At 37.2% G+C, this 20,208-nt stretch carries 21 protein-coding genes; 10 read left to right on the top strand and 11 right to left on the bottom strand.

Features of this window, described 5'->3' with window-relative positions; genetic code table 11:
- Nucleotides 1–31 precede the first annotated feature (31 nt).
- Both MKL38_RS17005 and MKL38_RS17000 read right to left on the bottom strand, forming a co-directional pair.
- Nucleotides 32–901, bottom strand: coding sequence for an IS3 family transposase (locus tag MKL38_RS17005; protein WP_270902571.1), 870 nt, complete (start codon nt 899–901; stop codon nt 32–34).
- Nucleotides 902–906: 5 nt separating this feature from the next.
- A complete protein-coding gene (locus MKL38_RS17000; protein ID WP_270902241.1) occupies nt 907–1,416 on the bottom strand; it encodes a helix-turn-helix domain-containing protein in 510 nt (169 codons plus the stop codon).
- 424 nt (nt 1,417–1,840) lie between these two features.
- On the opposite strand from MKL38_RS17000, the gene MKL38_RS16995 reads away from it, so the two are divergent.
- The 4 genes from MKL38_RS16995 to MKL38_RS16980 all read left to right on the top strand — a co-directional run bounded on the left by MKL38_RS16995 (nt 1,841) and on the right by MKL38_RS16980 (nt 4,420).
- Nucleotides 1,841–2,395 (top strand): TetR/AcrR family transcriptional regulator, encoded by a 555-nt coding sequence (locus tag MKL38_RS16995; RefSeq protein WP_270903873.1) that lies wholly within the window; start codon nt 1,841–1,843, stop codon nt 2,393–2,395.
- 290 nt (nt 2,396–2,685) lie between these two features.
- A complete protein-coding gene (locus MKL38_RS16990; protein WP_004641929.1) occupies nt 2,686–3,357 on the top strand; it encodes a CsgG/HfaB family protein in 672 nt (223 codons plus the stop codon).
- A 17-nt stretch (nt 3,358–3,374) separates the two neighbouring features.
- Nucleotides 3,375–3,743, top strand: coding sequence for a DUF4810 domain-containing protein (locus MKL38_RS16985; protein ID WP_005048275.1), 369 nt, complete (start codon nt 3,375–3,377; stop codon nt 3,741–3,743).
- Nucleotides 3,740–4,420: a DUF799 domain-containing protein gene (locus tag MKL38_RS16980; RefSeq protein ID WP_049837733.1), complete on the top strand. Its 681-nt coding sequence runs from the start codon at nt 3,740–3,742 to the stop codon at nt 4,418–4,420. The genes MKL38_RS16985 and MKL38_RS16980 overlap by 4 nt, the downstream gene beginning before the upstream one ends.
- A gap of 157 nt (nt 4,421–4,577) precedes the next feature.
- Here MKL38_RS16980 and MKL38_RS16975 read toward each other — a convergent pair whose 3' ends face one another.
- The 9 genes from MKL38_RS16975 to MKL38_RS16935 form a co-directional block, all read right to left on the bottom strand.
- Nucleotides 4,578–4,937, bottom strand: coding sequence for a hypothetical protein (locus MKL38_RS16975; RefSeq protein WP_004641933.1), 360 nt, complete (start codon nt 4,935–4,937; stop codon nt 4,578–4,580).
- A 379-nt stretch (nt 4,938–5,316) separates the two neighbouring features.
- Nucleotides 5,317–6,675, bottom strand: a complete 1,359-nt coding sequence (locus MKL38_RS16970) for an amino acid permease (RefSeq protein WP_270903872.1) — start codon at nt 6,673–6,675, stop codon at nt 5,317–5,319.
- A 146-nt stretch (nt 6,676–6,821) separates the two neighbouring features.
- The gene (locus tag MKL38_RS16965; protein WP_270903871.1) at nt 6,822–8,267 is read right to left on the bottom strand and encodes an NAD(P)/FAD-dependent oxidoreductase; all 1,446 of its coding nucleotides are present in this window, start codon (nt 8,265–8,267) and stop codon (nt 6,822–6,824) included.
- An 18-nt stretch (nt 8,268–8,285) separates the two neighbouring features.
- Nucleotides 8,286–9,617, bottom strand: coding sequence for an APC family permease (locus tag MKL38_RS16960; protein ID WP_198496246.1), 1,332 nt, complete (start codon nt 9,615–9,617; stop codon nt 8,286–8,288).
- Between the two features lie 197 nt (nt 9,618–9,814).
- Nucleotides 9,815–10,522, bottom strand: coding sequence for a cache domain-containing protein (locus MKL38_RS16955; protein ID WP_003652778.1), 708 nt, complete (start codon nt 10,520–10,522; stop codon nt 9,815–9,817).
- Between the two features lie 65 nt (nt 10,523–10,587).
- A complete protein-coding gene (locus MKL38_RS16950) occupies nt 10,588–11,307 on the bottom strand; it encodes a FadR/GntR family transcriptional regulator (protein WP_270903870.1) in 720 nt (239 codons plus the stop codon).
- A gap of 55 nt (nt 11,308–11,362) precedes the next feature.
- Entirely contained in the window at nt 11,363–12,133 is a 771-nt protein-coding gene (locus MKL38_RS16945) for a nuclear transport factor 2 family protein (RefSeq protein ID WP_270903869.1), read from the bottom strand.
- Between the two features lie 28 nt (nt 12,134–12,161).
- Nucleotides 12,162–13,592, bottom strand: coding sequence for a gamma-aminobutyraldehyde dehydrogenase (locus MKL38_RS16940; protein WP_270903868.1), 1,431 nt, complete (start codon nt 13,590–13,592; stop codon nt 12,162–12,164).
- Nucleotides 13,593–13,921: 329 nt separating this feature from the next.
- Entirely contained in the window at nt 13,922–14,344 is a 423-nt protein-coding gene (locus tag MKL38_RS16935; RefSeq protein ID WP_151745182.1) for an Lrp/AsnC family transcriptional regulator, read from the bottom strand.
- Between the two features lie 135 nt (nt 14,345–14,479).
- On the opposite strand from MKL38_RS16935, the gene MKL38_RS16930 reads away from it, so the two are divergent.
- From MKL38_RS16930 to MKL38_RS16905, 6 genes are all read left to right on the top strand, one after another.
- Nucleotides 14,480–15,715 carry an aspartate aminotransferase family protein gene (locus MKL38_RS16930; RefSeq protein WP_270903867.1) on the top strand — a complete coding sequence of 412 codons (1,236 nt, stop codon included), beginning with the start codon at nt 14,480–14,482 and terminating at the stop codon, nt 15,713–15,715.
- Complete coding sequence (gene astA, locus MKL38_RS16925; RefSeq protein WP_270903866.1) at nt 15,712–16,806, top strand: arginine N-succinyltransferase; 1,095 nt, start codon at nt 15,712–15,714, stop codon at nt 16,804–16,806. The genes MKL38_RS16930 and astA overlap by 4 nt, the downstream gene beginning before the upstream one ends.
- A 400-nt stretch (nt 16,807–17,206) precedes the next feature.
- Complete coding sequence (locus tag MKL38_RS16920; protein ID WP_045434426.1) at nt 17,207–18,670, top strand: amino acid permease; 1,464 nt, start codon at nt 17,207–17,209, stop codon at nt 18,668–18,670.
- A 200-nt stretch (nt 18,671–18,870) separates the two neighbouring features.
- Nucleotides 18,871–19,281, top strand: a complete 411-nt coding sequence (locus MKL38_RS16915) for a hypothetical protein (RefSeq protein ID WP_442866676.1) — start codon at nt 18,871–18,873, stop codon at nt 19,279–19,281.
- 73 nt (nt 19,282–19,354) lie between these two features.
- On the top strand, nt 19,355–19,801 hold the full coding sequence (locus tag MKL38_RS16910; RefSeq protein ID WP_270903865.1) for a DUF4265 domain-containing protein: 447 nt from the start codon (nt 19,355–19,357) through the stop codon (nt 19,799–19,801).
- A gap of 97 nt (nt 19,802–19,898) precedes the next feature.
- Complete coding sequence (locus tag MKL38_RS16905) at nt 19,899–20,168, top strand: hypothetical protein (protein WP_270903864.1); 270 nt, start codon at nt 19,899–19,901, stop codon at nt 20,166–20,168.
- Nucleotides 20,169–20,208: the final 40 nt, after the last annotated feature.

Raw genomic sequence — 20,208 nt, 5'->3', positions numbered from 1 at the left:
ATAATCTGACCCCATAAAGTTGGACAGCTAATTAAGCAGTTTTTAAAAACTGATTTCTATATTGTACAGGGGATAAACCTTGTAACTTCACCTTGATTCTCTCATGATTATAATAATGAATGTACTCTTGTATGGTTTTCTCTAATTCATCAATTGATTGAAATTTTTCACCATGAAAGCACTCCGATTTTAATATTCCGAAGAAGCTTTCTATTACAGCATTATCCAAACAATTTCCCTTACGAGACATACTTTGAATTAAACCCTGTTGTTTTAATTGCTGTTGGTAATGAGCCATTTGATATTGCCATCCTTGATCGGAATGGAGAATTGGTTTTTCATGTCGTTTAAGTTTAGCCAAAGCATGAATGAGCATATCTTTTACTAACTCATAATTGAGTTTGCGTTGGATTCGGAATGTAATAATTTCCCCATTAAATAAATCTATAATCGGGGATAGGTAAAGTTTTTCACCGTTCACATTAAATTCCGTTACATCAGTTGCCCATTTCTGATTTGGTCGATTTGCTTTAAATTGCCGTTGTAAAACGTTATCAGCCACTATCCCGACACAACCACTTTTATATGAGCGATATTTTAGTGCTCTGATACGTGATTTAAGTCCCATAGTTTTCATGAGTCGATATACACATTTATGGTTAATCATTATTCCTGTACTTTTCAGAGCAAGAGTAATTCTACGATAGCCATAGCATCCCTTATGCTTATGGTATATGGACTTAATCTGCTGTTTTAACTCAGTATATTTATCATTAGAGCGTATAGCTTTCATGTGGTAGAAATAAGTACTACGGGCTATCTTGGCAATACTGAGTAAGAGCTTTAATGGATAAATTTGCCTTAATTCTGAAATAATTTGAACACTGTCTGCAGTACAAATTGAATTTAAGTACGTTGCTTCAGTTTTAAGGCTTTTAGCTTTTTTAAAAAAGCGACCTCTGCGCGTAAAGCTGTAAGCTCATCAATGAGCTCTTGCTGAGACTTGTCTTTATCATCTCTTGTTGGTTTCACTGTTTTAGTTTTATCTTGCTTAGTCATATTGGTATAAGTCCGTTTAGTATTAAACCCAGCAATCCCTTCTTTATGATACAGAGCTAGCCATCTTCTTAAAATTGACGTCCCGCTCAGATTTAACCGTCTTCTTACTTCTCTTACGGGTATCTTATCAAGAAGCATTTGTATTGCATTGATTTTAAATTCTGAAGAATAATAAGTTTTTTGAATTTTAATATTAAGCCCATCAGTACCATGTGCCTTATAGTTTTCAATCCATAACCGAATGGTTTGGAGATCTACATTAAACTCTTTGGAAAGAATTTTATAGCCTTTACTACCATCTAAATAAGCCTGAATTACTTTGAGTTTTAACTCTTTTGAATGCTTTGGAACTGGCATAGGTCACACCTTATAAGTTTAAAAAGTCTAACTTATGGGGTGCAGTTCAGGACGGGAGAGGGACACCCTCGGGTGTGCTGGAGTCGAAACCAGTCTGCTAACCCTCTTTCGTTCTGCCACCATAATTTATAATGTTTTGGCAGAACTCCCAATAAAAAGGAGTTGGCTTTGCACATTCATCATTTCTTGGCAGCCTTTGTCAAAAGCTATAACGACACAACTTAAAATTTTAAAGCAGTTTGATGGGCTATAGGCTTTTCAAGCTTTAAATCATCACGACCAAAAAACTTAATCAACAATAAAACTTGAGATGTGCCAAGCACAGTCTTTATGGGCTTTGCTATGCCTTTTTTTCTCCCAAAAAACGGCAGCGGTTTTTATATCTCATTTATATACAACAATAATTTTCTATAACGGTAAAACTATGCCACATTCAGACCTACCATTTCGTGCTTTAAGCGTGCTTCACACTTCAAGATTTCTCTTTAATAAATACGGCTTTCATAACGTCGGAGTAGACCGAATTATCGAGTCGGCAAAAGTGCCCAAAGCTACTTTTTATAATTACTTTCATTCAAAAGAACGTCTCATTGAAATGAGCCTAACCTTTCAAAAAGATGGCCTTAAACAAGAGGTAATTTCAATTATCCATGTTCGAAAAGAATTAACCCTAGTTGAAAAACTGCGCAAGATTTACTTTTTACATGCCGACTTAGAAGGGCTTTACCATTTGCCGTTTAAAGCCATTTTTGAAATTGCGAAAACACATCCAAAGGCCTATCAGACCGTAGTTGAATATCGGAACTGGTTCATTAATGAAATCTATAAGTTGCTTTTAACAACGAATGAAAATGCTTCAAAACAAGATGCACACATGTTTTTATTTGTGATTGATGGGGCAATGGTTCAGCTTTTAGATCCAAACAAGCCAGATGAAAGAGGAAGGCTTTTAGATTATTTTTTTATTACTTTAGGGTAGGTGTGGTGAGAACAGAGCTAAGAAAAGATACTAAAAAGCTTAGCTAAGGCCAGCAATAATCGCTGTTCGATTTATCATTATATTTATAATATTTTATAAGATTACTTGCACACATATAGCACTGTAACCAAATTCAAAAAGCTCCTATAAAAATAGGAGTTTTTTATTAATTAAATATTTCTAAAATAAAAATAGCATTTTTTACTCAATGGTTAAATTGCTGGATTGTTTGACAGTCTTTTTGTATATAATATGTATTCTTTATATTTTGTAACCATTATAGAGTAAACATGAAAAAAATATTAATCATTACTACGTTAAGTTCTTTCAGTTTAATTGCCTGTTCAACTACTGAAACTTCAAGAACGATCCAAAGCCCACAAGTGGCTGTAGCTACATCTCAAATTAAATATACGGGAGTAAAAGCTCCAGTTTCTATTGGTAAGTTTGATAATCGCTCTAGTTATATGAGAGGTGTTTTCTCTGACAATGTAGATCGTCTAGGTGGGCAGGCGAAAACTATTCTTGAGACACATTTACAGCAAACTGGTTATTTTACAGTTTTAAATCGCGACAACTTATCTGAGATTAAACAAGAAGTTGGTTATAGCAATACAAGCCAATCTATTAAAGGCGCTCGTTATGTCATTACTGGTGATGTATCTGAGTTTGGTCGTAAAGAAGTAGGCGATCAGCAGTTATTTGGTATTTTAGGTCGCGGTAAAGAGCAAGTTGCTTATGCAAAAGTTAATTTAAATGTTGTTGATGTAAAAACATCAGAAGTTGTGCATTCCGTACAGGGTGCAGGTGAATATGCATTAGGTGCTCGTGAAGTATTAGGTTTTGGCTCTACAGCTTCTTATGATTCTACTTTAAATGGCAAAGTACTCGATTTAGCTGTTCGTGAAGCAGTTAATAATCTAGTAGCAGATATTCAAAATAACCGTTGGTCAGTTCAATAATTTTGGATATGTGTTAGATGAAAAAAATTCTTTTAAGCAGTTTTCTTGCTATGGGATTGGTTGGTTGTGCCGCAGGTCCTCAACCTTTATATAATTGGGGAACTTATACTCATCAAACCTATTTGATGTATAACGCACCTGAGAAAGCTACACCTAGTTCGCAAATCACAAAATTAGAAGCTGAAATTGAAAAAACTAAAGGTAAGGGCTTAGCCGTTCCACCAGGTTTATATGCTCATTTGGGATTATTATATTTACAAGAAAATAATTCTCAAAAAGCAATCGAGTATTTCCAGCTTGAACGTCAAGTATATCCAGAGTCTACAGTTTTAATGGATCGTTTATTGCAAAAAATGAATGCTAATGGTGGGAATACAAAATCATGATTAAGAAATTTTTAATTGCTGGTTTGGTTATTTCTAGCCTTGCATTTACGGGATGTGCTGTTACTCCACCGCCCAATAAAGATATTACGGCTTATAAAGCGCATATGCCAAAATCGATTTTGGTATTACCGCCAGTCAATGATTCGCCTGATGTAAAAGCGACTTATAGTTATTGGCCTACTGTGGTGGCGCCTGTTGCAGAAGCTGGCTATTACGTTTTTCCAATCTCTGTTGTAGACAATATGTTTAAAGAGAATGGTGTTACTAATGGCAGCGATGCTCAGTCTATTGCACCTCAGAAATTACAAGAGATTTTTGGCGCAGATGCTGCTTTATATATTCGCATTAAAGAATATGGCTCTAAATATCAAGTGATTCAAAGTGTCGCTACAGTAAGTGCTGATGCAAAGCTTGTTGATTTAAAAACTGGAGATGTGATTTGGACAGGTGAGAAAAAACTTGTTCAAGCAAGTAATGATGGCAACGCTGGTTTAATCGGAATGGTCGTTGGTGCTTTAGTTGAACAGATTGCTGGCAGCTTTACTGATCGGGCTTATCCATTAGCAAGTATGGTAAATACTCAACTTTTTACCCCGACGACTTATAATCCGGGTATGGGGTTGCTATATGGCCCACGTTCACCGAAGTATCAACAAGATGGTGTTGTAGCTAAGTAAATTAAATTCTTAGCAAAGTGTTAATTTATTGAAAATAGGCTGCTTCATATATTAATTATATGGAGCGCTATATAAAAAATTTATTCTTCCACATGGCGTATAAATTTTTTGGTTAAGCAGGAGAGCTAGAGCAACTAGTTCTCCTACTTAATTTGATCTACTTCTTTTGTTTAAAACGGTATTTACATTTTAGGCAGCGGTAGTCCTGAAAAATGTTCTTATCGATCATCACGCCCGCTTTTTTACCAAAAATATTACCAACCACACCGCCAGTGATTCCTGCACTAATTGCACCGACAAAAGTTCCTACAGTTCCGCCAACAATCACACCTAAAGGACCAGCAATCGTACCAATAGCTGCACCAACAGAAGCGCCAGTTGCCGCACCACCTACAGTACCTGCCGTTGTGCCAGCAGCTGTCAGTAAAACACCGCCAGTTGTTCTAAGTAATTTGTCATGGTCACGTGCTTCAACTTCTGTAGAACCACACTTAGGACATTGCAGAGTTTTTTCCATAAAATTTCCTGTCTTTCATCATTGAGTGACACAGTTGACGGCGCTAAATCAGTAAAGTGGGTAAAGAACCTGTCTTTCGATGAAGTGTCTTTTGCCTATTGAGTGATTGCAACAATAAACTGGTCTGCTTTGATTTTAGCTGAACATGAGCGCAAATATTTATAGATCATGTAAACACTTGTACTTTAATAATTATCCCATTAAATACCAATGTTTAGAATGACTAAGGGTTACATATCAATGTGCCTAGCAGAGAGCTATTCAGCAATGATGAATAGAATGTGAATGGTTTTTTGAGTAAATTTTCTGAAGTTATTTAGGGTGATGAGCTGTTAAATGATAAAAGGCTTATCCTGTTTGAATAAGCCTTCTTTGAATATTAGAGTGCTTTTTTCCAACTTAAAAATTTATATAGCCCAAACATGAAAGTGATCCAGATCGGAAGTAAAATCACCGATTTTTCAAATCCTTGAGTCCACATAATATATAAAATCATGCCAATGAAAATTAAAACAATATAGTTACTCAAAGGCGAAAATAGCGCAGGAAATTTGACAGCTTTACCTTCAAGTTTCATCGCACGTTTAAACTTCAAATGGGTAAAGCTAATAATTGCCCAGTTTAAAACCAGTGCAGTTACGGCCATGTACATGAGGTAGCTTAAAGCTTCTTCTGGTACGAAATAGTTAAGTAATACACAACCAAAAATCAGAATAGAAGAGAAGATAACAGCAGCTTTAGGAACACCTTGTTTGCTCACTTGTGCAAAAACTTTTGGAGCATGGCCCTGTACTGCAAGCCCATATAACATACGGCTGTTGGCATACATGCCGCTGTTGTAAACCGAAAGCGCAGCAGTCAAAATAATAAAGTTAAGTAAATGTGCTGCCCAACCAATACCAAGTTGGCTGAAAATCATGACAAATGGACTTTTATCTAAACCACCAAGGTCAAGCTGATTCCACGGAATAAGTGACATAATGATGGCAAGTGAAGCAACATAAAAAATCAAAATTCGAAAGATGACTTGGTTGATCGCTTGTGGAATGCTTTTTTCTGGATTTTCAGCTTCAGCAGCAGTCATCCCAATCAGTTCAATACCGCCAAAAGCAAACATTAAGAAAGCGAGCATATAAAATAGGCCCGAGAACCCATGTGGGAAAAATCCGCCATGCTGCCATAAGTTTGAAAAGCTAGCTAATGAGTCGCTACCCGCTGTAAGCAATAAATATAGACCAAACACAATCATCGAAATGACAGCAGCGACTTTAATAATGGCTAACCAAAATTCAGATTCGCCATAAAATTTAACATTGCCCAAGTTCAAACAAGTGACTAGAACAAAGAAAAATAAGGCTGATATCCAAGCGGGAATATGGGGCCACCAGTAATGCACATATTTAGCGACCGCTGTCAGCTCGGTCATTGCAACGAGAATATAGACCACCCAATAGTTCCAGCCCGATAAAAACCCGGGGAATCTTCCCCAATATTTTTGTGCAAAGTAACTAAAAGAGCCGACAACCGGTTCTTCTACGATCATTTCACCCATTTGGCGCATAATTAAAAATGCGACCAAACCGACAATGGCATAACCTAAAATAATAGAAGGACCAGCGGACTGGATGACTTGTGCAGAACCTAAAAATAAACCTGTCCCGACAGCACCACCCATAGCGATTAACTGGATGTGACGATTTTTAAGTCCGCGTTTTAATTGGGAAGATGAGTTGCTCAAAATATATGCGCTGAATAAAAAAGCTGATGCTATTGTAATAGATTGGCTAGGGATAACCTAATTTGAAAAGGATTTTACTCAGGTAAATAAAAGGATTCGCGCAAAACTGCACGAATCCTTTTTTAGAAACAGAGATCTTTTTAAGATTAGAAAGAAACCATTTTGCCGGGGTTTAACATTGCACCGATTCCATACATGCTTTTGGCTAATGGAATAACAACGGGTGCAAGTGTGCGGCCAAACATAATATTTTGATGGTCAATTTTAGATAACATTTCAAAGTCGTTAGATTGCCCAACAAAATCACTTGCGATGGCTTTACCAATGCGCACCGTCTGTGCAACGCCGTGACCGCTCCAGCCGTGAACAGCATAAATTGGGAATTTATTGCCAAACTTACGGCTATCGACAGCACCATTTACCGTTAAATCAGTCGTTCCGCTCCAGACAAAATCCATCTCTAGATTTTTAATTTGAGGGAATACTGTATGAATTCGATGTTCTAGATAATTTAAAGTTTTCTCTGGGCCCCAACACGTTCCAGTGCCTTGACCACCAAACAGTAAGCGGTTGTTAAATACGGGGCGGTAGTAATCAATCTGGAACTGCGTGTCGTAAACCGGATGCCCAAATGGCAGAAGCTCTTTTGTATCAAGCTCTAGCGGAGCGGTGGTCGCAACATAGGTATAAAACGGAATAGTGGTATTGTTTTGTTCTGATAAAAGTTTAAAAGAAGCATGGTGTACTGCCAACACCACAGACTTTTTAGCTTTCACGACAGCATTTGCTGTTTGAACATAAATACCATCTGCCTTTTCTTCTATCGAAATGACTTCTGTTTGCTCATAAACAGAACCACCATTTTGGCAAAATCCATAAATTAAGCCACGGTTTAAAGCTAAAGGATGAATTTGTCCACCCAACTCATCAATTAAACCACCCGTATAATAATCAGACTTAATATAGTCCATGAGTTCATGTTTACCCACAATTCGAGTATGGTCTTCACCTAAATATTTTCGTGCATCGGCACCTTGGGTTAGACCCACTAAATGTCCTTCATGAACGGCGGCAGTAATATGACCGTATTTTCGGTCAAAGTTGAGCTGGTATTTTTCTGAGATGTCATCAATCAGTTTCATCGCTTCAGTTGAGGTAAAATGCCACAGTTTTTTTGCATCTTCATAACCTAATCGATCGGCCATTTCTTGAGCTTCCCAGCGAGCTAAACCTGGGGTGAGTTGTCCGCCATTCCTGCCAGAGGCTGCACTACCAATACGATTTTTTTCTAATAAAACGGTATCTACGCCTTGTTCAGCTAAATGTAATGCACTTGATGAACCTAATAAACCACCGCCAATAACCACCACATCGCATTCAATATCAGCTTGTAAACTGTCAAATGTATGCCAATCAGAAAGCGAGCTTTCATAGTAGTTCGCTGGATTATCTACTGATGTGCCTTCTACCGTTGTTGTGTCAAATTTTGCATGTTTTGGATTTAACCAGCTCCATTCTTTGCCCACTTGTAGAGATTTACTTGGTTTATATTCCACGTCTTTTAAAAACTGGGGTTTAGAAATAATATTCATGATGAAGTTCCTTAAAAATTAGTAAGCATTACTAATTGCAATACTTTGTTTTTTAATCGTTTTATAGATAAATAAAAGAATGCCTAAAGATAACCAGAAACATCCGAAAGTCAGTGAAGATGAGTCAAGGTTAAGCCAGAGACAAATAATGCTGATGACTGATATAAGCGGCAAAAATAGGTTTAGAAATTTATTTTTAAACCCTGAGCGCTGTTTATCTTTAATATAAAATTTCATAAAAACCGAGAAGTTTACGGCTGTAAAAGCGACTAGAGCACCAAAGCTGATAAGGCTTACGACTTGTGCTAAATCTAGAAAAACCGCGGACATCGAAATAAGACCAACAAATAAAACCGAGAAAAATGGTGTACCTAAGGAGATATGAATTGTTCCAAAATACTTTTTAGGAAAAATATTGTCAGTGCCCATTATATACAGTAAACGTGAAGCACTGGCATGTGAGGCTAGGCCAGAGGCAACAGTGTTCATAATTTGCCCGCATAAGAATATGGACTGGAAAAAAGCCCCGCCGACATAAAGCACAATTTCAGGAAGCGCTTCAGTAGGATGCTGAAAGCGAAGATTGTTTGGAAAATAAAGCTGAATAAACCAAGCAGCAGTAAAGAAAATAAGCCCACCTGCGAGAGTCGTTAACATGACTGCTCGGGGAATATTTTTGGTGGGTTGTTTGGTTTCATTTGAAAGCGTTGTGACTGCGTCGAAACCTAAAAATGAAAAGCACAAAACTGAGGCACCCGCAACGAGTGGTAGTAAAGATTGGTGCTCGTGCCAGAGTGGAGCCAAGGTAAGCACATGCTCATAACCTTGAGTAGAGCCAATACCCTGAATCACTAAATAAACAAAGATAACCATGAGTATGATGGGTGCAAACACAAACAACAGGCTTAAATTGGCCAGTAAGCGAATACGGAAACAATTTACTAAAGTGACAAGACTCGCCGATACAAGCACCCAAAACCAGTAAGGCAGACTTGGAATGAGGGCAGTGAGATAAATTGCGGCAAGCAAAACATTAATGAGTGGTAATAACAGATAGTCGAGTAGGGAGCACCAGCCGACAAAAAAGCCACTTTTAGGGCCTAGGCTTTCAGCAGTATAGCTATATGCCGAGCCTGACTTTTCTGAAGTTTTACTGAATCTTGCATAGCTCCAAGCGGTGAGTAACATAGCACCAAGTGCGAGTAAATATGCAAGTGGCACGTGACCATTGGTAATTCCAGAGACAATGCCGAAAGTATCAAACACTGTCATTGGTGTCATGTAGGCAATACCAATAATCGTGACTTGCCAAAGAGACAGTTTTTTTAAGGAAGACGTTTTATTTTCCATGTCATTTCAACCTCAAATTTCGTTGTTTTGCTTTTCATCCGGAAAAGCGATGCTATTTTTGAGCCAAAACTTCCCCAAGACCTGAATGAGCAAGTCTGTTTGAAGAAAGTTTGAACAAAACCCAGAGGCTTCAGGTGCTGTTTCGCTTTGGTGATGCCCTAAAGCAAGGTCAAATATTTAGTATTTTTGACTTCACTCTAGATAACGACCAGTTGAAAAGATTGACACGGTCGTGAGAGAACCTGCTCGGGGCTTTGTTCTCTAAATAATGTGCCTGTCCTGATCGTGACGTCATTTGAAGTAATGACTCGAGAAGAATCGTTGATCACGATTGCTTTTTGTTTAATGTTTTTAAGCTTCGGCATGAGAAGTTTTTCGAGTGCGGAAACTAAAATGTCGGTGGCAATCACACCGATAAATTGATCGCGAATCATGACCGGATGGGCAAGAGTGATGGTGTATGCACCATTGCAAATATAATCGACATAAGGCCCATGGATGCACGGACTTTTATTTTGAGCTGGTTTATGGAACCATTCGAATGAGCGAAAATCTAAAAATCGCTGAGCATTTTGATAGTTTTCAAGTTTGGCTTGTTGTAACTGATCTTCTTTTTTATACCACCATTCGAGTGTCCAATAATCTTGTTCTTCTTGCGTTGCAGGGCTATAACTTGCAAAGCCGATACCTTGACTGTAATGGCTTTCCTGTAATGCCTTTTTAATTTCTTTTTGCAAAGCTGAACGTTCTGAACCTGAAAGCTTAACGTCTTTTGTTTTTTCAGGTTCATGTTTTGAGAGAATTTTGCTCGCTTTAGCTGCCAGTTTTTCTGTAATGGCTGTCGTTTCCTCAACCACCGTCTTTAACAAATTTTGAAGCTCTTCTATATCTAAATGTTGGGTCATTCCTATAACTCCTAAAATTCCGTATTTCTCACTCGATATTTGATAAGCGCTCTGTTTTATTATTTTTATTCGATAGATAACTTATATCGAAGCATTTGGTCTGTTAGCATCGAAATAATTTTTCGTGCTTGAATAACAGCATCATCTTCATTGCCTTGAACAAAAGATGATAAAAGTTGGTGGTATTGCGCGACGACCAATTGATGAAAATGATCATCTTGGTAAAGCACTGCGATGAGCGGAGCCCATTCGGCTTGTATGGTTAACTCTTGATTTGCCAGTCGAGCTGATTGGGCAAAAGAGGTGAGCGTCAGCAAGCAACGTAAATCAAGCTGGGCACGAGTGTCTGCTTCAACGGCTTGTTCAAATTGATCAATTAATTCTTTGATTTTGCTCAGTTCATATTCAGTGGTTCTTTGTGCTGCCAAATAGGCACCATGGCTTAAAATTGCACTATGAAATTCACCTAAATCAGCAAGATATTCATTTGAAGCTTGACGCAAAGGATGTTTGTTTAAGAGTAAGTCGGAAGGTAACTCACAAACAAAACTTCCACCGTTTCGTCCGCGTCGTGTATCAATCAGACCTTTTACCCGTAAAGTATTTAACGCTTCACGAACGGTAATCGGTGACACTCCCATTAAGCGAGCTAAATCCGCCTCGTTAGGAAGTTGTTCATTGCTTTTGAGCAATCCAGAGATAATTGCATTTTCCAAGCGTTCAACAACTTGTTCCGAGCGAGTTGCCTGAGCGATAGGTGCAAAAATTATCGTATATGCTGACATGGCGAATTCTCTAAAAGCTAAGTCAGTGACTTAGCTTAATGAAACGGATAAATGATTAAAACACGCCATATTGATGGACTGCCTGTTCATCTTCAGGCACAGCTGGTATTGCATCCCAAAGTTCAACAATTTTGCCATTATCTACACGCCACAATTCAAAATAGGCATGTCGATTTCCAGCAATATTTCCTTCGGAATGTGTCAATACAAATTGACCATCAGCAATGGAGCGATGAGTTTTGGAGTATACCAAACCTTGCCCTTCATTACGGATATTGTTCAAAAAATCAATCACTGCCTTAACGCCATCCCCAATATCTGGGCTATGCTGAATGAACTGATCGCCGTGGGTGTATTCTTTAAATGCTTCGTAATTGCCATCAATTAATGACTTCTTAAAGAAAGAGGTCACAATCTCACGATTTTCCTCTGGGTCATGGTGAGTTACGATTTCAGTTGGACCATCTAATTGTGTTCTGCCACTCACATTCGGAGCTGCTTCTGCTACCAGACCATCCCAATGTTCCACAATTTTTCCATCTTTAACGCGGTAGATATCAAAGCCAACTAACGGGTTTTCATCTAATCCTTGAAAGCGCCCATGAATCGCAACCAAGTCGCTATCTGCCAATACACGCACAGCTTCATGTTGCATGTCGGGGCAGTCTTCTACCAATTGGCGAAGGCCCGAAAGACCATTTGCAACGAGTGGTGAGTGCTCAATAAAGTCTTCCGAAAAATAACGGTCTAGAGCAGTGGTGTCATGTAGATTAAATAACTCGTGGTGCGCCTTACTCACAAAGTTTTTCATTTCTTGTTTATTCATTTTGATCTCCTTTCAAATCTGATTTTTATTATTCATTTGAACTCATTACATGTTTAACGCGTGTATATTCTTCAAAACCGTAGCCTGATAAATCTTTACCATAACCCGATTTTTTGAAGCCGCCGTGTGGCATTTCTGCGGTTAGAGGAATATGGGTGTTAATCCAAACGGTTCCGAAATCAAGTTCACGAGACAGGCGAGTTGCGCGTGCATGATCTTTAGTCCAGACACTTGAAGCTAAGCCATATTCAATATCGTTGGCTTTTTCAATGGCATCATTTTCATCTGTAAATTTTTGAACAGTAATCACTGGCCCAAAAATTTCATTTTGAATTGCTTCGTCATGTTGTTTTAAACCACTAATCACAGTTGGTTCAAAATAGAAGCCTGGACGATCGGCTTGCTTGCCACCCGTTTCAACTTTGGCGTGAGCAGGTAAGTTATCAATAAAGGTTTTAACATTCTTTAATTGATTAGCGTTGTTGAGTGGACCATAAAGTGCGTCTTGATCATCTGGTTCACCAAAACGTGTATTTTTTGCCGCTTCAATTAATTTACCTAAAAATTCATCATGAACTGCTTCAGCAACAATCACGCGTGTTGCAGCAGTACAGTCTTGTCCTGCATTGAAGTAACCCGTTAAAGCAATCATTTCAACTGCTTTATCAATGTCGGCATCTTCAAAAACAACAACAGGTGCTTTACCACCAAGCTCAAGATGGGCTTTGGCTAAATTTGCTGCCGCAGAAGCTGCAACTTGTAAGCCTGCACGAACCGAACCTGTAATAGAAACGAGCGCAGGTGTTTTATGCGATACAACTTTTGAACCCACCTGAGCTTGGCCTAGCACCACGTTAAATGCACCTTTAGGAAAAAATGGTGCAGCAATTTCTGCGAGTAAAAGTGTACTTTCAGGCGTGGTATCACTTGGTTTAAGTACCACAGTATTACCAGCTGCCAAAGCAGGGGCAATTTTCCAAACAGCCATCATGAGTGGATAGTTCCAAGGTGTAACTTGACCCACTACACCGACTGGTTCGCGGCGAATAGAAGAGGTTAAACCTTCTAAATATTCACCTGAAGCTGTGCCATTCAGTAGGCGAGCAGCACCTGCAAAGAAACGAACCTGATCTGCTGATGCACCCACTTCTTCAGATGCAATTAAGTGTTTTAACTGACCCGTATTACGACTTTGCGCCTCAATTAAACGCTCTGCATTTGCTTCAATAGCATCTGCCAAATTCAATAATGCTTTTTGACGAGTTGAAGGTGTACTGCGTCCCCAAATTTTAAAAGCTTCTTTTGCAGCAGCGTAAGCAGCATCAACTTCTGCCTCGGTTGCATTAGGCGATTGACCATAAACTTCGCCAGTCACCGGACTTACCAAGTCGAAATAATCATTTCCTTTGCTAGCAACATATTCGCCGTTAATAAAGTGTTGTAGTTGAGTTTTAGCCATTTTTTATACCTTGTCCTTAGGTTTTAACATATAACATATAATACTATATGTATTATGTTTTAAATTTTCTGTCAAATGCTTTGACGGGGGGAGAGAGCGAAAAAGGTTTGAATTTGAATCAAATTAGATTTTAAGTTTTTGATTTGATTGTTTAAAAAAAGTTAAAAATTTATTGAAGATTTTTAGAATAGGTTGAACGTCGTAATAGTTTTGTTGATTTGATAAATGACAATGGAGGAATTTTTCTAATCGAGAGCAGCTTGATGAGCCAAACCTTATGCTTAGCTCATCAATTTTTCGTCCTTATTATTTGAAATTAAAGTGAATCATCAGGTTTTATGACTCGCAAGCAGAATGCTGGTTTCACTGTTATAAATACCTGAAATATTCCTGATTCTTTCTAAAACTTTATCGAAGTTTTCTAAAGTATCACAGCGTAGCTCAACCAAAATGTCCCATTTACCGTTAGTTTTATGCAAACATTCAACGGCACTTTCTAGGCGTAATTCTTTAATCACAGACTGCGCTTTGGTCCCTTCGACCATAATGCTCATCCATGCGCGGATGACATTTCGTTCTGCATTGGGTTTAAACCGTACTGTGTATCCGGTAATGATGCCTGACGACTCTAAATACTCGATTCTCTTTTTGACCGTTGCTCTTGAAACGTGAACTTTTTCGGCTAACTCGGTAACAGACATCCGTGCGTTATCTTTAAGCAAACCTAAAATAATTTGATCAATGTTATCCATATTGTAATTGTCAATTATCAGATTGGTAAAAAATAATTCATTTTTTACTGAATTACAAATTTTGTGAATCAATTTGATTTTGAATAATAGGGGAATCAGTTAAGCCTAATAATTCAATTTAATGGACTAGATAAGATGAATAATTTTGCAGTTTCTCGTAGTGACTTTAACGAGTGGATGGTTCCAGTTTTTGCACCGGCAAATTTCATTCCGGTACGTGGTGAAGGTTCACGTATTTGGGATCAAGAAAATAAAGAATATATTGATTTTGCAGGCGGGATTGCAGTAAACGCATTAGGTCATGCGCATCCAGTGGCAGTGAATGCTTTAACAGAACAAGCGACAAAACTTTGGCATGTAGGCAATGGTTATACTAATGAAACTGTTCTACGACTTGCTAAACAACTCACCGAAAATACATTTGCAGACAAAGTTTTCTTCTGTAACTCAGGTGCAGAAGCCAATGAAGCGGCATTAAAACTTGCACGTAAGGTGGGTTTAGACAGTGGTGTTGCTGGTAAAAGTGGCATTGTGGCATTTAAAAATGCTTTCCATGGCCGTACGTTATTTACCGTTTCAGCAGGCGGTCAACCTAAATATTCACAAGACTTTGCACCACTTCCAAACGGAATTAACCACGTTGCCTTTAATGATTTAGAAGCTGCAAAAGCGGTGATTAATGAGCAAACATGTGCAGTCATTGTTGAACCGATCCAAGGTGAAGGCGGTGTTATTCCGGCTGACATCGAATTTTTAAAAGGTTTACGTGCACTGTGTGATGAGTTTGGTGCCTTACTTATTTTTGATGAAGTACAAACAGGCGTAGGCCGTACAGGTTCTCTTTATGCCTACATGAACACTGGTGTTATTCCAGATGTTCTTACAACTGCAAAAGCACTAGGTGGTGGTTTCCCAGTCGGTGCAATGTTAACAACCGATAAATTTGCTCCACATTTTTCAGTCGGTACGCACGGTACGACTTACGGTGGTAACCCATTAGCAGGTGCAGTTGCAGGTGCAGTATTCGAATTTATTAATACGCCTGAAGTGCTTAACGGGGTTAAAGCGCGTCATGACTACTATAAAAAAGCTTTAAATAAATTAAACGAAAAATATGAAATCTTTGAAACAATTCGTGGTCAAGGTTTACTGATTGGCTGTGTCTTAAAATCAGAGTTCGCTGGCAAAGCAAAAGATATTAACAACCTTGCGGGTGAAGAAGGATTGCTTAGCCTTATTGCTGGTCCAAATGTTGTACGTTTCACGCCATCTCTGATTATTCCTTTGGCTGATATTGATGAAGGTTTAAAAAGATTTGATCGTGCACTTGCTCGCTTCGTAGCAATTCAAAAGGATGAACAAGCGGCATGATGATTATTCGCTACATCGAGCCTAAAGACGTTAATGATCTTTATCTGTTGGCTCAAAAAGCAGGTTTTGGCTTGACGTCTTTACAGCCCAATATAGAAAAATTGGCAGCGCGCATCGACCGAGCTTGCAAGACAGTGGCAGGTGAGTTGCCAAAGGCGGATCAAGTTTATTTATTTGTTCTAGAAGATACTGAACTAGACAAAGTAGTAGGGGTTTGCGGTATTGAAGTCGCACTCGGTTTAAAAGAGCCTTGGTACAACTTTCATGTGGGGACGCAAGTTCATGCCTCGGAACCCTTAAGTGTTTATAAAGCTTTACCAACACTATATTTGAGTAATGACCACACCAATTGTAGTGAGCTTTGTACTTTGTTCTTAGATCCGGACTATCGCTTAAATAAAAATGGCAAATTTTTATCTAAAGTTCGCTTCTTGTTCCTGTCTGCATTTCGCCAATATTTTGAAGAAACCATTGTGGCAGAAATGCGTGGCTATTCCGATGCAAATGGACAATCACCATTTTGGAATGCGGTAGGCCATAAGTTTTTCGATATTGAATTTACCAAAGCTGATTATTTAAGTGGAGTCGGGCAAAAGGCGTTTATTGCAGAGCTGATGCCAAGACATCCACTCTATGTTGATATGTTGCCAGATGATGCTAAAGCAGCAATTGGTATTGTCCATCCAAATACTCGACCAGCCTACAATCTCTTGCTAGAAGAAGGGCTGCGCTATAAAGGATATGTCGATATTTTTGATGGTGGGGCGACATTGCAGGCCGATATCGAAAACTTACGAGCGATTAAAGAAAGTCAATCTGTAGTGGTCCAAATTGAACAACCTGAAAATATTGCGGTAGGGGATGAACCTTACATTGTAGCCAATGATGACTATGAAAATTATCGCGCCATTCTTGTATACAGCAAACCTTATAGAGAAGAGCTGCAATTAACTAAAGAACAGGCAGAACAATTGAATGCCGAAAATGGTTGTTTAGTTCGTGTGCTAAGTGTTCAAGCTAAACACGTTTCGAATCCAAAAGCGGTAAACAAACTCAAAGAGACTGATCATTTGCGAATGGCTGTTAATTAAGCAGAAATACTATACATTTCACCAAATTTAAGAAGGAATACTATATTATCGCTAACGCAAGATTGGTACATGGATAAACACAATCTTGCTCGCTGAGCTGGAATTCATTAGCCTGCCGCTATTCTATAAATGACAGACAATTAAAATATTTAATTAATTCATATATTTTAATTCTCTACCGAAATTATATTGATAGAGGTCAGGCTAATATAATAATTAAGGAAAGGATTTATGATTAATTTTGATTGTTATAGGTAATAGCTTTTAAAAAGGAATTTATAAGGTTTTAAATGATTTAATAATATTTTTAACATGATTTAATGGACTAAATTGATAATCATATAATTTATTTATTATTAAAACATTTACGACAGTTGCTATAAATTGGAGTAAATATTACATGAGTAAGAATAACGGAAAGCAATTCCTGGAAGGAGATCTTCTTGGTAGTCAACATATGACTGAGCAAGAAGAAGAGAAATTGCAACGCTCATTAACCAATCGTCATATTCAGATGATTGCGATTGGCGGTGCAATCGGGACTGGATTATTTATGGGTTCCGGTAAAACATTAAGTATTTCAGGAACTTCAATTGTTTTAACCTATTTAATTATTGGTTTCTTCTTTTTCTTCGTAATGCGAGCAATGGGTGAGTTGCTTCTGGCGAATACCAATTTTAAAACATTCGCAGATTTTGCAACGGCTTATTTAGGCCCGTGGGCAGGTTTTTTTCTGGGCTGGTCCTATTGGTGTAACTGGATTATTACTGCTATTGCCGATGTGATTGTGATCGGAGGATACATGCAGTTTTGGTATCCCGATTTACCCGTCTGGATTCCTGCATTTACTTCATTAGCAATTTTAACCATACTCAATTTTGTAGCGGTTCGACTATTTGGTGAACTTGAATTTTGGTTTTCCCTCATCAAAATTACAGCAATTATTCTGTTTATTCTTGCGGGTATTTACTTAATTAGTACCGGATTTACTTCTCCGAATGGTGTTAAGGCATCGGTTAGTCATTTGTTTGAAACACAATCTATGTTTCCTTATGGTGTAACAGGTTTCTTAGCAGGTTTCCAAATTGCCATATTTGCGTTTGTGGGTATTGAGCTTGTCGGTACAACTGCTGCTGAAACCAAAGACCCGCATAAATCACTTCCAAAAGCAATTAACTCTATTCCATTACGTATTTTATTATTCTATGTAGGCGCATTGGTTTGTATTATTGCGGTCACATCTTGGGCAAAAGTTTCACCAGAAAAAAGTCCATTTGTAGAAATGTTTACGTTAGTTGGCTTACCTATTGCAGCAGGTTTAATCAATTTTGTTGTAGCAACTTCGGCTCTATCTTCTGCCAATAGCGGAATTTTTGCGACCAGTCGTATGTTATATGGCCTAGCTTTAGACAACGATGCTCCTAAAAGCTTTAGTAAGTTATCTAAAAGTAAGGTTCCAATTAGAGGGCTCGTATTTTCGATGGCTTGTGTGACGGTGGGAACCTCTATTTTATTTATTGTTCCAAATGTCATGACTGCGTTTACAATTATTTCAGCGCTCACTTCAATTTTATGTATTTTTACATTCATGCTGATTGTGCTTTCTTATATTTCCTATCGTAAAAAATTCCCTGAATTACATATTCAATCTCAATATAAAATGCCGGGTGGATTATTTATGGCATGGTTTACGATGCTGTTTTTAGTTTTCACTATTGTAATTTTAGCTTTAGATCATGACACTTTAATTGCACTTGAGTGTTCACCAATCTGGTTTATTGGTTTGTTTATTGCCTATAGATATAAAAAGAAAAAGATGTTGCAGCTTGATATTTTAAAAGCTCAAAAGGTTGATTATATTTAAGTCGATTGTAGTTGTTTTTATATTAAAGCTAGGTGGGTGCCTAGCTTTTTTGTTTTGAAAAGAAGGAACTGATTGAAAGGTAAAACTTAAAGAGATAGGTGATATACAATCAAAATTCGAAACGACATATGTATAATATGTGATTGTATACAGACTACTTGTTGAATAACTAATCACTTAAAAATAGTTGAGAAAGAATAATGTTTGAGATAACCCCATACGTGGGAGCTGGTTTAATTAAGTTTGGCATGAAAAGAGAAGAAATAAGAAAGCTTATGTTTGGGTACGAACCTAGAGTATTTGGGGAAAACTCCTCTACTGATGGTTATGATGAACTTGGGATTAGTTTAGATTATGATAGTGCTGATAAAGTTATAGCATTGGTATTTTATGAACCTGCTCAAGTTATTTTTAATGGTACAGAGATATCTAAGCTAACTGCATCAGAAGCTTATAAGCTAATGGCTACATTAGATAAAGATATTATTATTGATGGGGATAGTCTAACTTCATTTAAATTTGGGATAGGTTTTTATGAACCAAATTATGAAGAAGAACCATTTTTACCAGTTGAAGCAATTATAATATTCATAGAAGGGTATTATGATTAAATCTATAAGGAAAAAATGATATTTAAAAATTTATATTTTTCAAAAAACAGATATGTAAATAAAAGGCGATATAGTGAATAATAAAAAAATTGTAATAGACTATTTAGATCAAAATAATGAGTTGTCAAGAGAGTCTATTTGGGGGGAGATGTATAAACATGATCAATACTTTGTTAGAAGTATTCCTTTCTTTGCACCTAACCTTGCATTTGATGATCTTATTCAGGTTGAAATAGAAGATGAAACGCTCTATTTTGATGATTTAATAAAGCCATCTAATAATTCAACATTAAGAATTGTATTTTTTAATAACGATATTAAATGTATTGAAAAAATATTAAATACTTTGGAGTCTTATTTATGTGGTTGGAAAGGCTTTGAAGGTAGACACTATTATGCAATTAATATACTTGAAAAGGTTAATTATGCTGTAGTTAAAAAATATTTAGATGATAGGAAGGATTTTCTTGATTATGAGGAATCATGCTTGTCGGATAAACATTCGAGTGATTTATTTTAAAATATTAGTAAATGATAGAGAGGGGAAATTAGTCATGAATGATATTAGTAATTTAAATAGAAAATTTGTTGAATATGATTAGTTATATTCTATAAAAATGTATTTTGATTATTTTGGCGGAGTCTATAATTTAGATATAGTTTTAGCCAAAGATTTATCAAATATATATAGTGAGAAAATGAAAATTAGATTTTTTAATATTACTAATCTTTGTCTGAATGATGTTGGTAATAGGCTTACTCAGTTCGAGAGTTTGTATATTGAGAAAAATTTAGATGGATGGGATGGTGTTAAATATAACTTAAAGCAAATAGAAGAAGATAGAATTCTCTTTGAATTTTTTAACTTTGAACTGTTGGAAGAGTAATTTTTGTAAAATAAGAAACTTTGTATTTGGAAATTTATTT

Source organism: Acinetobacter sp. AOR14_HL, assembly GCF_027855175.1.
GTDB lineage: Bacteria > Pseudomonadota > Gammaproteobacteria > Pseudomonadales > Moraxellaceae > Acinetobacter > Acinetobacter calcoaceticus.
Note: the sequence above shows the minus strand (reverse complement) of the source record. Positions and strands in the feature narration are given on the sequence as shown.

Excerpts from the sequence above, each read along its gene's own strand:
- MKL38_RS16990 (WP_004641929.1), top strand. The coding sequence starts at position 2,686 with ATGAAAAAAATATTAATCATTACTACGTTAAGTTCTTTCAGTTTAATT.
- MKL38_RS17000 (WP_270902241.1), bottom strand. The coding sequence starts at position 1,416 with ATGCCAGTTCCAAAGCATTCAAAAGAGTTAAAACTCAAAGTAATTCAG.
- MKL38_RS16965 (WP_270903871.1), bottom strand. The coding sequence starts at position 8,267 with ATGAATATTATTTCTAAACCCCAGTTTTTAAAAGACGTGGAATATAAA.
- MKL38_RS16980 (WP_049837733.1), top strand. The coding sequence starts at position 3,740 with ATGATTAAGAAATTTTTAATTGCTGGTTTGGTTATTTCTAGCCTTGCA.
- MKL38_RS16995 (WP_270903873.1), top strand. The coding sequence starts at position 1,841 with ATGCCACATTCAGACCTACCATTTCGTGCTTTAAGCGTGCTTCACACT.
- MKL38_RS16915 (WP_442866676.1), top strand. The coding sequence starts at position 18,871 with ATGTTTGAGATAACCCCATACGTGGGAGCTGGTTTAATTAAGTTTGGC.
- MKL38_RS16955 (WP_003652778.1), bottom strand. The coding sequence starts at position 10,522 with ATGACCCAACATTTAGATATAGAAGAGCTTCAAAATTTGTTAAAGACG.
- MKL38_RS16945 (WP_270903869.1), bottom strand. The coding sequence starts at position 12,133 with ATGAATAAACAAGAAATGAAAAACTTTGTGAGTAAGGCGCACCACGAG.
- MKL38_RS16920 (WP_045434426.1), top strand. The coding sequence starts at position 17,207 with ATGAGTAAGAATAACGGAAAGCAATTCCTGGAAGGAGATCTTCTTGGT.
- MKL38_RS16905 (WP_270903864.1), top strand. The coding sequence starts at position 19,899 with ATGTATTTTGATTATTTTGGCGGAGTCTATAATTTAGATATAGTTTTA.
- MKL38_RS16975 (WP_004641933.1), bottom strand. The coding sequence starts at position 4,937 with ATGGAAAAAACTCTGCAATGTCCTAAGTGTGGTTCTACAGAAGTTGAA.
- MKL38_RS16985 (WP_005048275.1), top strand. The coding sequence starts at position 3,375 with ATGAAAAAAATTCTTTTAAGCAGTTTTCTTGCTATGGGATTGGTTGGT.
- MKL38_RS16940 (WP_270903868.1), bottom strand. The coding sequence starts at position 13,592 with ATGGCTAAAACTCAACTACAACACTTTATTAACGGCGAATATGTTGCT.
- MKL38_RS16960 (WP_198496246.1), bottom strand. The coding sequence starts at position 9,617 with ATGGAAAATAAAACGTCTTCCTTAAAAAAACTGTCTCTTTGGCAAGTC.
- MKL38_RS16935 (WP_151745182.1), bottom strand. The coding sequence starts at position 14,344 with ATGGATAACATTGATCAAATTATTTTAGGTTTGCTTAAAGATAACGCA.
- MKL38_RS16930 (WP_270903867.1), top strand. The coding sequence starts at position 14,480 with ATGAATAATTTTGCAGTTTCTCGTAGTGACTTTAACGAGTGGATGGTT.
- astA (WP_270903866.1), top strand. The coding sequence starts at position 15,712 with ATGATGATTATTCGCTACATCGAGCCTAAAGACGTTAATGATCTTTAT.
- MKL38_RS16950 (WP_270903870.1), bottom strand. The coding sequence starts at position 11,307 with ATGTCAGCATATACGATAATTTTTGCACCTATCGCTCAGGCAACTCGC.